This is a genomic window from Saccharopolyspora sp. NPDC050389, assembly GCF_040655595.1.
Taxonomy (GTDB): Bacteria; Actinomycetota; Actinomycetes; order Mycobacteriales; family Pseudonocardiaceae; genus Saccharopolyspora.
This window is the reverse complement of the sequence record NZ_JBFAKG010000159.1, coordinates 1-13669: the sequence shown is the minus strand read 5'-3', so window position 1 is coordinate 13669 and position 13669 is coordinate 1. Positions and strand designations below refer to the sequence as shown.

13 protein-coding genes are annotated in these 13669 nt (G+C 69.4%); 6 read left to right on the top strand and 7 right to left on the bottom strand.

From position 1 onward, the window contains the following. Positions 1–185 precede the first annotated feature (185 nt). Positions 186–1025 carry an NmrA family transcriptional regulator gene (locus tag AB0I53_RS47405; RefSeq protein WP_358617204.1) on the bottom strand — a complete coding sequence of 280 codons (840 nt, stop codon included), beginning with the start codon at positions 1023–1025 and terminating at the stop codon, positions 186–188. Positions 1026–1105: 80 nt separating this feature from the next. On the opposite strand from AB0I53_RS47405, the gene AB0I53_RS47400 reads away from it, so the two are divergent. Next, positions 1106–2047, top strand: a complete 942-nt coding sequence (locus AB0I53_RS47400) for an AraC family transcriptional regulator (protein WP_358617201.1) — start codon at positions 1106–1108, stop codon at positions 2045–2047. Positions 2048–2063: 16 nt separating this feature from the next. Here the strand turns inward: AB0I53_RS47400 and AB0I53_RS47395 are convergent, their stop codons facing one another. Both AB0I53_RS47395 and AB0I53_RS47390 read right to left on the bottom strand, forming a co-directional pair. After that, positions 2064–2636: a hypothetical protein gene (locus tag AB0I53_RS47395; protein ID WP_358617198.1), complete on the bottom strand. Its 573-nt coding sequence runs from the start codon at positions 2634–2636 to the stop codon at positions 2064–2066. Between the two features lie 63 nt (positions 2637–2699). After that, positions 2700–3215 carry a DUF3145 domain-containing protein gene (locus AB0I53_RS47390; protein WP_093271552.1) on the bottom strand — a complete coding sequence of 172 codons (516 nt, stop codon included), beginning with the start codon at positions 3213–3215 and terminating at the stop codon, positions 2700–2702. A gap of 372 nt (positions 3216–3587) precedes the next feature. Between AB0I53_RS47390 and AB0I53_RS47385 the strand changes: the two genes are divergently transcribed. After that, complete coding sequence (locus AB0I53_RS47385; RefSeq protein WP_358617196.1) at positions 3588–4841, top strand: hypothetical protein; 1254 nt, start codon at positions 3588–3590, stop codon at positions 4839–4841. Positions 4842–4860: 19 nt separating this feature from the next. Here the strand turns inward: AB0I53_RS47385 and AB0I53_RS47380 are convergent, their stop codons facing one another. The 3 genes from AB0I53_RS47380 to AB0I53_RS47370 form a co-directional block, all read right to left on the bottom strand. Next, entirely contained in the window at positions 4861–5559 is a 699-nt protein-coding gene (locus AB0I53_RS47380; protein WP_358617194.1) for a hypothetical protein, read from the bottom strand. A gap of 94 nt (positions 5560–5653) precedes the next feature. After that, positions 5654–6682: a hypothetical protein gene (locus tag AB0I53_RS47375; RefSeq protein ID WP_358617192.1), complete on the bottom strand. Its 1029-nt coding sequence runs from the start codon at positions 6680–6682 to the stop codon at positions 5654–5656. Next, positions 6679–7221 carry a SigE family RNA polymerase sigma factor gene (locus tag AB0I53_RS47370; RefSeq protein WP_358617189.1) on the bottom strand — a complete coding sequence of 181 codons (543 nt, stop codon included), beginning with the start codon at positions 7219–7221 and terminating at the stop codon, positions 6679–6681. The genes AB0I53_RS47375 and AB0I53_RS47370 overlap by 4 nt, the downstream gene beginning before the upstream one ends. 545 nt (positions 7222–7766) lie before the next feature. Between AB0I53_RS47370 and AB0I53_RS47365 the strand changes: the two genes are divergently transcribed. From AB0I53_RS47365 to AB0I53_RS47350, 4 genes are all read left to right on the top strand, one after another. Beyond that, positions 7767–8591, top strand: coding sequence for an LLM class F420-dependent oxidoreductase (locus tag AB0I53_RS47365; RefSeq protein ID WP_358617186.1), 825 nt, complete (start codon positions 7767–7769; stop codon positions 8589–8591). 244 nt (positions 8592–8835) lie between these two features. Next, positions 8836–10995: a carbon starvation CstA family protein gene (locus AB0I53_RS47360; RefSeq protein ID WP_358617183.1), complete on the top strand. Its 2160-nt coding sequence runs from the start codon at positions 8836–8838 to the stop codon at positions 10993–10995. Beyond that, complete coding sequence (locus tag AB0I53_RS47355; protein ID WP_358617180.1) at positions 10992–11198, top strand: YbdD/YjiX family protein; 207 nt, start codon at positions 10992–10994, stop codon at positions 11196–11198. Before AB0I53_RS47360 ends, AB0I53_RS47355 begins: the two co-directional genes overlap by 4 nt. Before the next feature lie 157 nt (positions 11199–11355). Beyond that, on the top strand, positions 11356–11589 hold the full coding sequence (locus tag AB0I53_RS47350) for a DUF397 domain-containing protein (RefSeq protein ID WP_358617177.1): 234 nt from the start codon (positions 11356–11358) through the stop codon (positions 11587–11589). Positions 11590–11648: 59 nt separating this feature from the next. Here AB0I53_RS47350 and AB0I53_RS47345 read toward each other — a convergent pair whose 3' ends face one another. Further along, the gene (locus tag AB0I53_RS47345) at positions 11649–12746 is read right to left on the bottom strand and encodes a pentapeptide repeat-containing protein (RefSeq protein ID WP_358617206.1); all 1098 of its coding nucleotides are present in this window, start codon (positions 12744–12746) and stop codon (positions 11649–11651) included. Positions 12747–13669: the final 923 nt, after the last annotated feature.

Here is a 13669-nt window from a genome sequence, read left to right as displayed (position 1 = left end):
GTCGGCCGGGCGATGTCGATCGGCGTGGTCGACGAGGTCATCGACCCCAAGACCACCCGCCGCCGCATCGCCGAAGCGCTCGCCGCAGCCCCCGCGGGCCGCGGCTCGCACGGCAACATCCCGCTGTGACCTGCTGAGTTCGGCGAAGAGGGCCACCTCCTCCGGGAGGTGGCCCTCTTTCGTCCTCAGTGGACCTGCGACCACACGCCGGTGGGAGCGGTCCGCTTCGCGTAGTCCCGGAAGTCGCGGGGCTCGCGGCCCAGCGCCCGCCGCACGCCGTCGGCGAGGTGGGCGTTGCGGCCGTCCAGCACCTCGGTGAACAGGTGGCTCACCATCGCCACGACCTCGGCCGGCACGACCTGTTCGGTCATCCCGGCCGAGAACTGCTCGACCGTCACCGGCAGGTACTTGATGTCCCGGCCGGTCGCCGCGGCGATTTCACCGATCGCCTCGGCGAAGGTGAGCAGCCGCGGGCCGGTCACCTCGTACACCTCACCGGCGTGGCCGTCCTCGGTCAGCGCCGCGATCGCGACCTCGGCGATGTCCTCGGCGTCGACGAACGGTTCGGCCACCTCGTCGACCGGCAGGGCGACCTCGCCGGCGCGCACGGTCTCCACCAGGAAGTCCTCGCTGAAGTTCTGGTGGAACCAGCTCGCGCGCACCACCGTCCACTCTGCACCGGAGTCCTGCACCGCCTGTTCGGCGCGTTGCGAGCCGACTTCCCCGCGGCCGGACAGCAGCACCAAGCGCCGGACTCCGCTGCGCACCGCCAGCTCGGCGAACGAGCCGACCGCCTCGGCGGCCTCCGGGATCGCCAGATCCGGCTGGTAGCTCACGTAAGCCGATTCGACGTCGCGCAACACCGGCTCCCAGGTGCTGCGGTCGTCCCAGTCGAACGGCGGCGTCGCCGAACGCGACCCGATGCGCACCGGGATGCCCCGGGCGGCGAGCCCCGCGGCCACGCGGCGGCCGGTCCTGCCGGTGCCACCCAGGACGAGTGTTGGATTCTGCGCTTTCTCTGACATGACTCAAGCCAAACCGAAATCGGCGAGACGCCCCATAGTTCAATGGATCGATTCCATAATTAATCGTCTAAGATCGTCTCGTGGATGCGCTCGCGAACCTGCTGGACGGCCCGAGAGCCCGCGGGGCTTTCCTGCTCCGGGCGGCCCTGGATCCGCCGTGGTCGCTGCGAATCCAGGACCGGGCGCCGCTGACCCTGATGGCCCTGGTGCGCGGGTCGGCTTGGGCGGTGCCGGACGCCGGCGAGCCGGTGCGGCTCGAACCCGGTGACGTCGTGATCGCCAGGGGCCCGGACGCCTACACGGTCGCCGACGACCCGAGCACTCCTTGGCAGGTCGTCGTGCACCCCGGGCAGGGCTGCAGCGCGCCGTCCGGCGAACCGCTGCGAGACCTCACCGACGTCGGCGTGCGCACCTGGGGCACGGATCTGGACGCGTCGACGAACATGCTGATCGGCACGTACCAGGGCGCGGGCGAGATCAGCAGCCGCCTGCTCACCGCGTTGCCCGCGCTGGTCGTGGTCCGCCAGGGCTCGCTGGATTCTCCGCTCGTCGAGCTGCTGGCCGCGGAGATCGGCAAGGATTCGCCGGGTCAGGAAGCGGTGCTGGACCGGCTGCTCGACCTGCTGCTCATCGCGAGTCTGCGCGCGTGGTTCGCCAGCCCCGAAGCGCAGGCCCCGGCCTGGTACCGGGCACACCGCGACCCGGTGGTCGGCCGGGCCCTGCAACTGCTGCACCACGACCCGGCGTTCCCGTGGACGGTGGAATCGCTGGCCACGCGCTCCGGCGTGTCGCGGGCAGGATTGGCCAGGCGGTTCACCGAGCTGGTCGGTGAGCCGCCGATGAAGTATCTGACCGGCTGGCGGCTCGCCATGGCGGCCGACCTGCTGCGGGAGTCCGATGCGACGATCGCCTCGGTCGCCCGCCAGGTCGGCTACGGCAGCGCCTTCGCGCTCAGCAACGCGTTCAAGCGGCAGTTCGAGGTCAGCCCGCAGGATCACCGCCGCGTCGAGGCCCGGGTGTGATCGCGGGCCGAGGTCACTACTTGCAGGGCTTGAACAGGGCGCTGTTCGGCAGCTTGCTGGTGTCCAGCCGCAGGCCCTGGCGCGTTTCGTCCAGCACCAGCGGGTAAACCACGTTCCAGGTCACGCACGTCGACTTGGCCTGCGGCGGCGCGTCCTCCGGCGCCTGGTTGCTCATGAAGGTCAGCATCACCAGCAGCGAACCGTCCGGACCCGGATCGATCCGCTGCACCGTCCAGCCGAAGTCGCGGGTGGTGCCGTAGCTGTCCACCCACTTGTCCTTCGGCAGTTCCAGCCACTTCGAGGGGACCACTGTGGACTTCCACAGGTCGTAGCTGCGGTCGTTGATGGAGCGGAAGTGGTTGTCCAGCAGGGCCTGCACATTCGGCTGATCGGGATGGATCGCGGCATCTGGGGTGTAGACGATGCCCAGCGGCGACGTGATCTTGCCATCCGGCTCCGGCGAAGCGTCGGAGCGCTGGGCCAGGAACGCATCGCGGTAGACGTACTGCGACAGCAGCACGCCACCGCCCGCCGCGCCCAGCAGCACGACGATCGCGAGCGGAATACCCCATTTCAGCCAAGAACGCACGCCCCAAGCCTTTCACACCGAGATCGAGGCGAGCAGGCGATCCGGGATAACGGCCCGCGCGCGTCAGCCCACCCGGTGCAGCCAGGTCACCGGCGCGCCGTCGCCGGCGCGGCGGAACGGTTCGAGGGCGTCGTCCCAGGCGGCGCCGAGTAGCTGGTCCACGCGGTGGCCGAAGGCCTCCGGGCCCTTGGCATTGGCCGCGAGAGTCCGCAGCTGGTCCTCGCTGACCATGATGTCGCCGTTGGCGCTGGTGCAGGCCCGCCACAGGCCCAGGCCGGGCGCATGACAGAACCGCTGCCCGTCCACCCCTGGACTGGGGTCTTCGGTGACTTCGAAGCGCAGCATGGGCCACGCGCGCAGCGCGGTGACCAAGCGTGCGCCGGTGCCCGGCTCGCCTGACCAGTTGCACTCCGCGCGGAGTTGCCCTGGTGCTGCCGGTTGTGCCGTCCAGCGGAGTTCTGTCCGAATGCCGAGTGCGCCAGAGATCGCCCACTCGACGTGCGGGCAGACCGCAGACGGCGACGAGTGAACGTAGACCACACCAATGGTGTGGCCACGGTCGCTGCCACGGGTGCTCACTGCTGACCTCCGCTGTTCGACGAGGGACGTCTTCCCCTACGACCTCGCGTACTTGGCGATCAACAGTTGCGGCGCCATTCTGCATTGCGGGCGGAGTGCTTCGCCACCAGAACGATGTCTTTCGCCACGCGCTCGCGGGCGCGTGGCGCCGCCGGACCGACCCGGCGGCGACTGCCCCGAATAGCGGTAATCGCAGATCCGGGGCGTTGTCACGGGCTTTCGCGCTAGCTCGAAAGCACCAACGCGACGGCGGCGGACGAGTGGTGGACACCACTCGATCGGACGAAAGTCGAAACCCCGGGACAATACTCGACCACCCCGACTAACGTCTCTGCACGAACGTGCGGTGCCCGCCGGATCTTGGAGGTCGTCATGCGACTGGTGCGGCTCGGTGCGGAACCGACCCAGGTCGGCGCCGACATCCGGGCGGCCATTTCCGCGTGGGGCGCCGGCGTCTCGGTGCTGGGCGGGGTCGCCGTGTTCGGCTGCCGCCCGCCCGGCAGTCCCCGGCCGCTGGACGCGGTGATCGTGCTGCCGCGCGGGGTGGTCGTGGTGCTCGGGGTCGACCTTCCCGAACCCGCGCTGAAGGTCGACGCGCCGTTGCAGATCCCGTGGACGATCGACGGCTGGCCGCTGGTGCGCACCGAAGGCGCGGTCAATCCCGGGCTGGAGGGGCTCGAATCGGCCGCCGCGCTGGCCCGCAGCCTGCAGTCGCGCGGGCTGGAGCCGCTGCCGGTAGCTGCGGTCGTGGTGGTCGGCCCGTACGCCGGGCAGGTCACGCAGCCCACCACCGACCTGCACCGCGGGGTGCGGGTGGTGTCGCCGAACACGACCTCGATCCTCGCCGCCGCTCGCGAGCTGGCCACCTACGAACTGCCTTGCCCGGTCGAGCCCGCCCGGCAGTTGCTGCGGGTGCTCGACGAGAACTGCGAACTCGGCCCCGCCGAGCTGATCGCCGAGGGCTTCCCGGAGTCCGGGGCCACCGATCTGGCCACTGCGGACACCATGCTGATCCCGAAGTACACCGACCGGCCCGCGGCCGGCGCGGCGGCGCGGCGATTCACGCCGCGCGGCAAGCTGATCGCGGCGGCTGCGGTGCTGGTGCTGATCTTCGGCGTCGTCGGGACGTGGTTGACGCTCGGCCAGCCGGCCGCCAGCCCGCCGACGCGGACGCCGCCGGTCCAGCGGGCCGACGGCATCGAGTTCACGCAGCAGGTGGCCGCTCGCGACGCCTCGTGCGACCAGCACTCGTTCGGCGACGTGCAGCGCTGGTTCGAGCAACGGCCGTGCCGGGGCCTGACCCGCGCGGTGTTCGACACCCAGGTCTCGGGGCGGTCGGCCGCCGTCTCGGTGGCCATCGTCGAACTGCCCGACGAGCAGGCGGCGAGCGAGCTACGGGAAATCGCCGACACCGCGGGCACCGGCGGCGTCACGGATCTGATCGCCGACGGCAAGGGCTGGCCCGGCGGACCCGACGGGTTCGACAACGCCGCGCAGGCCGTGCAGCAGAACGGCAACCAGGTGCGCATCGTGCAAACCGTGTGGCGGCAGCGGTCTTCCAGCCCGGACGACGCGGGTCTCCGCGCGCTGGCCGAACGCGGCCTCCGCCTCACTCCCCAGCCGTGACGCACCGGCGCGGCCTCGGTCACGGCTGCTCCGGTTCGCGGGCTTCGGCCGGTTTGGCCTGTTCCGGGATCCTGGACCAGCCGCCGCGGGCCGGTGCGCGATCCGCGGAGAGGATCCGCGGAGCCTTCGTCAGGTACGGATTTCCCAGGCGGGCCAGGAAGAGCGCCGGCGCGAACAGCGGGACGACCGCCGCCAGCGCCGCTGCGGTGACGCCCGCGCGCAGCACGTCGCGCGGCAGCAACGTGGTCCGCCGGTCGACGAACCGGTCGCTGGTCAGCGCCGCCAGCCACAGCACGAGCACGAAGCCCACCATGGTCGCCACCGCCAGCAGGATCGCCGGCTGGTAGCCGAGCCGTTCCGCGCCGAGCATCACCGCGATCCAGCCGAGCAGCGCCGGCAGCTGGCCGCGCTCGGTCGTCGCCGCCCACAGCAGCCCGCCCAGCAGCGCGAAACCTCCACCGCTGGTCTGCCAGGTCTCGGTGATGCGCTCGGCCCACTCGCCGCCGGTGAGGCCGAGCCGGGCGGCGAGCCTGCCCAGCACGTCCAGCGCGGTCGGCCCGTCCTCCGGCGTGACGAACTGGCCGATGATCCAGGCCAGCGTCCACAGCGACACCGCGAACGCGAGCACCTGCTGCCACCTCGGCCGGTCCAGCGCGGCCCGGTACAGCCGCAGCAGTTCCCGTGGTTGCGCCTGCACGTCCACCCCTGTCCTCGGCATCGGAAAGCCGCTGCCGATCGTCCGGCCGCTGCGATGATCAAGTCCGGCATTGATCAGATCAGGGGCGTGTCCGCGCTGCGGAGCGTGATCGGTTTCAGAACGTGCCGGGGCCCGGCGCGCACGCTCCGGCGCCGGAGCAGGCGGGCGGGATCGGGCGGATCACCGAACCGTCCACCAGCCACTGTCCCTGCTTCCCGGTGGACACCAGGAAGCGGCCCAGCGGATCCGCGGACAGCCGTGCCTCGCCCGCGGTCAGCGGTGGCGTCCGGAACGGCACGCCGGCGCCGATCTTCCGCCCGCTGTTCGCCGCGAAGGTGGCCACCCGGGCCTGCCCGCCGTCGCAGTCCACCGGTTGCAACGTCGCGACGTCGGGCCCGGACCAGGCGATCGCCACCGGCCCGCACGCCGCATCCGGCACCGCCTCGACGTGCCCGGCCAGCGAGTTGGCGTCCGGCGCGAGCAGCAGCACCACGGCCTGGCGGCTGCCCTGCTCGCCGGCCAGCACGGCGAGCCGGCCGTCCTCGGCCAGCGCCAGGTCGTGCACCCGCAGTTCGGGCGGGATTGCGATGCTCTGCCGGCTCTCGCCGCGCACGACCACCACGGCGTTCCCGTCCAGGTAGGCGACGCGCCCGCCGCCCGCGGTCAGCAGCCTGCCGTCGCCGAATTCGCCGGGCAGCACCCGCTGCCCGCCCTGCAGGTTCACCTCGACGACCCGGCGCCCGTCCGCTGTGGACACCACGGTGTAGATCCGGTCGTGGTCGGCGGCCAGGACCTCGGTGTCGGCGCCTTCGACGCGGGCGACCTCCCGATCCTCCCGGCCCGACAGCACGTCGAAGGCGGCGATCACGCCGGGTTCGGGCGCGGCGAGGTAGCTGTCCGGCCGGACGCTGACCGGTTCTGGGTCGTGCTGGCCGGGAATCGCCAGCATGGCCACGACGAACGCCGCCGCCGCAACGGCCGCCGCGCCGACCACGGCGAGCAGCGGGCGGCGTGGCGATCTCCGCCGACGCACGCCGGCGAGCAGCCGCGGCAGCGCGTCCGGCCTGGGTTCGACGTCTTCGACGAACTGGTGCAGCTGCGCCCGCAGCAGGTCCACGTCCCGTGTGCTGTTCCCGTCCTTCACACCCGCTCCCCCAGCAGATCCGACAGTCGTGACACGCCACGCGAGCAGTACGACTTCACCGCGCCCTGGCTGCAGCCCATGACCTCCGCGGTGCGAGCTTCGCTGAAATCGGCGTAGTAGCGCAGCACCACGGCCTCCCGCTGCCGACGCGGCAGCTTGGCCAGCGCCGCGGCCAGCACCGCGCGATCGACCCCGCGGCCCGTGTCGTCCGGCTGGCTGTCCTCGACCGCGAGCTTCGGCTGGTACTTCTTGGCGATCAGCCGACGCCGCAGCATCGAGCGGGCCCGGTTGAGCACCGCCTGCCGGAGGAAGGCCAGCGCCTTGTCCGGATCGCGCAGCCGAGTGCGGGAGTCGAAGACCCGCACGTAGGCGTCCTGCACGATGTCCTCCGCGGTGGCGCGGTCGTCCACCAGCAGGATCGCGATGCGCAGCAGTTGCCGGTAATGCTCCTGGTAGAGGTCAGTCAGCTTGCTCGTCAGTTCATCCATTGCCGCCAGCCCGTCGCCCGGCCAGGCGGTCACGGGCAATGCGATCGACACCGTCACATATCTGCACGACGCTCAAGCCCCCCTCCATGGTTGCGGCCGGGTTCCACTCGTTATCAATCGGCTGCACCCAACGGCGGCGAAGTTTACCGGCGAGCCCGCCGATGATGATCTCGTGGCGGCTTCTGCCAGCCCTGCCGCCAGATGGATCACGCCCGGTCAGGCCCACTGCACTACCGCCCCGCGCGACCGGGGTAAGCACCGTTCACCGGCTGAGAGCTCTTGCTGGCGGCCAACCGGCGCGGTAGGCCTGTTGTGCCGCACGGCTAGGAGGCTGCTTGGGATGTTGGTGTCAGGTGCGGTAGGGCGGGTTTTGAAGCGGCGCAGCCGCTTAGCCCACCTACGCATCTTGCACCGCCGCGGGTTCACGGCGCCCACCCCTCCGGGGTTCTTCCAGCGAGGACAGCCCCGACACGACGTAATTGGACATACATAAGCCGGGGATCCCCCAGCGAGAAGACCGCAGAAACTCCCGCAGGGGGGCCGCGACCCGCACCGCCACGCAAAGCGAGCCCGGAAACAAGCTCTTGGAGGCGCTGATGAAGTTCGGGATCACCACTTTCATCACCGATGAAGGGATCGGCCCGGCGGAGCTGGGCAAGGCCGTCGAAGACCGCGGGTTCGACTCGCTGTTCGCCCCGGAGCACACGCACATCCCGGCGAGCCGGGAATCGCCTTATCCGGGCGGCGGCGAGCTGCCCCGCGTCTACTACCGCACGCTGGATCCGTTCGTCTCGCTCACCGCGATCGCGGCCGTCACCGAGCGCTTGCTGGTGGCCACCGGGATTTCGCTGATCATCGAGCGCGATCCGATCACCACCGCCAAGGAGGTCGCCAGCCTCGACCTGGTGTCCGGCGGCCGGGTGATCTTCGGGGTCGGGGCCGGCTGGAACCGCGAGGAGATGCGCAACCACGGCACCGATCCAGCGACCCGCGGCGCGCTGATGGACGAGCGAATCCGGGCGATGCGGGAGATCTGGACGAAGGAGGCGGCCGAGTTCCATGGCGAGCACGTCGACTTCGACCCGATCTACGCGTGGCCGAAGCCGGTGCAGCAGCCGCATCCGCCGATCTACGTCGGCGGGGAGGGCGAGCGGGCCATCGCACGGATCGCCGAGTACGGCGGCGGCTGGTTGCCCCGTGGCGGCACCAAGGACCTCGGCGACCTGGTGCCGAAGGTGCGCGACCGGGCGGGCTGGCGGGTGCCGGTCTCGGTCTTCGCGGCGCCGCGCGATCCGGCGGTCCTGGAGTCCTACGCGGCGGCCGGAGTGGACCGCGCGCTGTTCCTGCTTCCGACCCACCAGCGCGACGAATCTCTGCGCCGGCTCGACGCGATGGCCGAACTCGCGGAACGCCACGGCTGATCCGTGATTCCTCCGGGTCGTCACAGCGGCCCGGAGGGGCTCACAACTCCTTGTCGCGCGCGGTTACCAGGCGTGGCTTACATCCTGGTTACTTCCATGCATCGGGCTGGACATTCGGGACATGCGGACTGATCCTCGTGTCTGCTGTGCCCAGTCGTGTTGCACAGCGCGAGCGCGGGAATGGAGTCCGGGGACGGTGGCTACGAAAACAGCGCCGAGCAGTGGGGCGGCTCGGAAACGCAGGATGAGTCCCAAGGAGATCGTCACCTGGACGTTGGTGGCGATCGTCGGCGCCGTTTCGTGGGGCGTCATCGCGCTGGTCCGCGGCGAGGAGATCTCCGCGGCCTGGCTGGTGTTCGCGGCGCTCGCCTCGTACGCCATCGGTTACCGCTTCTACTCGCGGTTCATCGCCTACCGGGTGCTGAAGGTCGACGACACCCGTGCGACGCCGGCGGAGCGGCTGAACAACGGCACCGACTTCCAGCCGACCGACCGCCGGGTGCTCTTCGGACACCACTTCGCGGCGATCGCCGGGGCCGGCCCGCTGGTGGGCCCGGTGCTGGCCGCGCAGATGGGTTATCTGCCGGGCACCATCTGGATCATCGTCGGCGTCATCTTCGCGGGCGCGGTGCAGGACATCGTGGTGCTGTTCTTCTCCACCCGCCGCGACGGCCGCAGCCTCGGGCAGATGGCCCGCGAGGAGATCGGCCCGGTCGGCGGCATCGCGGCGCTGATCGCGGTGCTGGCCATCATGATCATCCTGCTGGCCGTGCTGGCGCTGGTCGTGGTCGGCGCACTGAAGGGCTCCCCGTGGGGCACCTTCTCGATCGGCATGACGATCCCGATCGCCCTGTTCATGGGCTTCTACCTGCGTTACCTGCGCCCGGGCAAGATCATCGAGGTCTCGGTGATCGGCGTGGCGCTGCTGCTGCTGAGCATCGTGGCCGGCAGCTGGGTCGCCGATTCCGCGCTGGCCGGGATGTTCACGCTCTCCGGCAACCAGCTGACCTTCGCGCTGATCGCCTACGGGTTCATCGCCTCGGTGCTGCCGGTGTGGATGCTGCTGGCGCCGCGCGACTACCTGAGCACCTTCATGAAGGTCGGCGTCATCGTGCTGCTCGCGGTGTCGATCCTGATCGCGATGCCGATGATGAAGACCGAGGCGATCACCGACTTCGCGCTCAACGGGCAGGGCCCGGTGTTCTCGGGCTCGCTGTTCCCGTTCGTGTTCATCACGATCGCCTGCGGCGCGCTGTCCGGCTTCCACGCGCTGGTGGCCTCGGGCACCACGCCGAAGATGCTGGAGAAGGAGTCGCAGGTCCGGATCATCGGCTTCGGCGGGATGCTCACCGAGTCGTTCGTGGCGATCATGGCGCTGGCCGCGGCGTGCATCATCGAGCCGGGCCTGTTCTACGCGATGAACATGCCATCCGCGGTGCTCGGTGACACGCTGCAGTCGGCGTCGCAGGCGGTCGCCGGGATCGGCTTCCAGATCTCCCCGGAGGAGCTGGCGGCGGCCGCGGCCGCGGTGGACGAGAGCACGCTGGTCGGCCGCAGCGGCGGCGCACCGACCTTGGCCGTCGGGCTTTCCGAGGTGTTCTCGCAGGTCATCGGCGGCGACGCGATGAAGGCGTTCTGGTACCACTTCGCGGTGATGTTCGAGGCGCTGTTCATCCTGACCACTGTGGACGCCGGAACCCGGGTGGGCCGGTTCATGCTGCAGGACACCGTGGGCAACGTCTGGAAGCGCTTCGGCGACGTCAGCTGGAAGCCGGGCAACTGGATCGCCAGCGCGGTGATCGTCGGTTCCTGGGGCTACTTCCTGTGGGCCGGGGTGAACGACCCGCTGGGCGGCATCAACCAGCTGTTCCCGCTGTTCGGCATCGCCAACCAGCTGCTGGCGGCGGTGGCGCTGGCGGTGGCCACCACGATCCTGATCAAGACGGGCCGTGCGAAGTACGCGTGGGTGACGCTGATCCCGCTGGCCTGGGACGCGGCGGTGACGCTGGTCGCGAGCTGGCAGAAGATCTTCTCCGTCGATCCCAAGATCGGTTTCTTCGCCCAGCGCGCGGCGTACCAGGCGGCGCTGGACGCGGGCCAGACCAGCAAGGGCTCGGCGCACACGGTCGAGGAGATGCAGAAGGTCGTGGTCAACTCCACTGTGGACGGTGTGCTGAGCATCCTGTTCGCACTGCTGATCGTGATCGTGCTGCTGGACGCGGTCCGGGTGTGGATCAAGGCGCTGCGCGCGAGCGCGCCGCTGCCGGACACCGAAGTCCCGCACGTGGAGTCGGAGCTGTTCGCCCCGTCCGGGCTGATCCCGACGGCCGAGGAACGACAGATCCAGAAGGAGCTGGAGTCGGCCGGAAAGGCGGGAGCGGAAAAGGCCGGGGCGAACACATGACCGGCACGATCGTGGCCAGGCTGCGCGAGTCCGCTCGCACGGCCTGGCAGATCGTGCGCGGCGTGGTCGGCGAGAACGCCTACGAGCGCTACCTGGAACACCACCGCCGAAACCACCCGGACGAGCAACCGCTGCAGGAGCGGGAGTTCTGGCGACGCCACATCGACCGCCAAGACGCAACTCCCGGCTCCCGCTGCTGCTGACGAAAAACACGAAGGGCACGTTCGCCGAGTTGCTCGGTGAACGTGCCCTTCACTCATTCCCCGATCACTGACGGACTCGCCCAGCCCACGCGGCCCGAGATATGACTGCCCCAACTGAAGACACGCCGGGCTTCCTCCGCCGACGCCACACAATGACGTGCGGTCAAGGAGCGCGAAAAGATGCTCGACCAAGTTGCGTCACGTCCCGGTAGGTGGCGCAAGAGCAGCTAGTCAGGCGGCGGAGGCGGCGGAGGCCACATGGACGAACGGCGGGCGGGTCGCGATCCGCGATAGCAAGACTCCCGAGGCTGGTGTCCTGCTCTTCACCCGCGCCCAGGTCGACTCATGGATGAAACGCCTCAAGAACGGTGTATCCGACCAGTTCGGCTGAAGGCACACTGGTGTTCGGTTGCTCCGCGAGGTCTGGTCGGCGCCGCTCAACACGACCGTTCACGAAGACAGGTCCTTTCGGGCCACCGTGGCCCACGCTGCTGGGATCGCTGAATTGCCGTCGTCTCCGGCAGAGGCCAACAAGGTCCATCCGCTTGGCCATCTGATGGGCGGTTCAAGATCCGTTCGAGCTCTTGCTCCTTCGAAGTTCGCCGACGTCGTTCGGGGGAACAACGCCGAGTCACCGAAAATGGCTTGTGCAAAGATCGTGTCTTCGGTGGCCGCGTTCGTGAACAACGCTAGGCCTTCAAACCGCGCTCCGCTGAAGTCGGTGTCTTCAAGGCGGGCATTGTCGAACCTCGCCGGGCCGGCGAAGCGAGCACCTGTGAAGAGCGCGTCCATGATGCTGGCGTGGCTGAACAGCGCAGGACCTCGGAACGTTGCGCCGTGCAGCACGGCGTGGTCCATGCTGGCTCCGACAAAGTTCGCCGCACCGTCGAAGACCGCGCCGTCGAACATTGCCGAGCCTTCCAGAGTGGCGTTGCTGAACACCGCTGAGCGGACACGGCAGCCGCTGAAGTTCAAGTGGCGCAGCACTGCCCCAGCCAGGTAGAGGTCCGTGTCCGGCCAGAACTTGCTGTTGGTCGGCTTGCCGGAGCCGTCTTTGCTCAGGCGGAGATGGCTGCACAGGATGTGCTGGGCGGCGTGGCGCACGCGTCGTTCTTCGGCAAGCGTCTGTTTCAGCGTGGCCAGTTCCAGGCCCTCCGCTGGAACAGCTTCGTCGACTTCGGCCAGCGGCATGCGCAAGTAGGCGCACATCACTTCGACGATCGTCTGCCGGTGCGCGAGGTTGTCCTGGGCGAGTCGTTCCAGGGCGTAGAGGCCGCCAAGGCGTACCGCGGCTTTGTCCGAGCCAAGCTGTTCGATGGCGGCGCTGTAGAGCTCAGTGGTTCGTCGCTCCGCCGCGTCATGCTTGGTCTCCAAGAGCGCGAGTTCGTTCGTCCGCTGCCGCCTGGCAGCAAGGAGAAGAGCAGTCGCGCCGCCGACACCCGCGACGATGCTTATCGCGGTGCGGACGACCTCAAGTCGAGCTCGGTCCCCCGGGCTCTCGCTGCCGACCGTGCTGAGCAGGATCCAGCCCGAGGCCAGGCCGATCACCAGCAGCAAGGCGCCGCCTCCCCAAATAGCACGGGGAGACAGAGCTCGAAGTGCCGGAGTTCGTGGCGGCGTCGCGCGGTTGATCATGACGACATCATCGCGCTCGCGCTGCGATGTGCGGAGAGAATTCGGAATCCCGTGCCGGAGTGGGAGTTCCGGTGCTGTCGTTGTGGCTGGTCAGGTGCCGTGTGTACTTTGTGTTGCTATAGCAGCACAAAGTACACACGGGTCGGCCGGGCTCGTCCAGCGGTTCATCGCTACGAATCGCAGGACCGTTCCACCGGCTCCGAAGACCAGCAGTGCCGACAGTTCCAGCCACCTGTCCGGTGTCGTCGTTTGCACCAGGCACAGTCCCAGCGCCGTTGCCGCGTAGCAGACTCCGAATGCCGCCAGGCCTCGGAGCTGCGCCGACAGTCTGGAGCGCAGGGCCGCCCGGAAGTGGGCCGATCGATGTCATCGGGAATTGGGCGTGGTTCTGGAATCCGCGTGAAATGACCCGCCGCGGGAGGCGTGTGAGGGCTTTTCGCGCCGATGATTACGCGGTTCCGCCGAGTTGCATGCGGTCGGGCTGTCCTGGTTGCGGTTTCGGGTCCGGTGCCCGGAAGCTGGCGTTCTCGCCAGCTCAAGCGCGGTCGAGCGCAGCGCCAGCGGGAGTGATGTCCGATCGCGCCGATTCGGAACCCGGAACATGTCGTCACCCAACTCTGCGGAGCGCATCGCGGTCGCGCGATCCCGCACTGGTGCGCCAGCGTCGTCTCGATGGCCTGCTTCGTCGTTGCGGCGGGATGGCTGTACCTGGCCGGGCAGGGGATCACCGGGAAGCGCATCGGCGGCGTCACGGCGGCAGCCGTGTTCGTCACCAACCCGAACGTAGGTGCTCGGGCCGTGAGTCTTTTGGGTCGCTATAGCAGCCCAAAAGACTC

Coding starts and splice junctions, on each gene's coding strand:
- AB0I53_RS47405 (WP_358617204.1), bottom strand. CDS start 1,025: ATGTCAGAGAAAGCGCAGAATCCAACACTCGTCCTGGGTGGCACCGGC.
- AB0I53_RS47385 (WP_358617196.1), top strand. CDS start 3,588: ATGCGACTGGTGCGGCTCGGTGCGGAACCGACCCAGGTCGGCGCCGAC.
- AB0I53_RS47380 (WP_358617194.1), bottom strand. CDS start 5,559: ATGCCGAGGACAGGGGTGGACGTGCAGGCGCAACCACGGGAACTGCTG.
- AB0I53_RS47365 (WP_358617186.1), top strand. CDS start 7,767: ATGAAGTTCGGGATCACCACTTTCATCACCGATGAAGGGATCGGCCCG.
- AB0I53_RS47360 (WP_358617183.1), top strand. CDS start 8,836: ATGAGTCCCAAGGAGATCGTCACCTGGACGTTGGTGGCGATCGTCGGC.
- AB0I53_RS47355 (WP_358617180.1), top strand. CDS start 10,992: ATGACCGGCACGATCGTGGCCAGGCTGCGCGAGTCCGCTCGCACGGCC.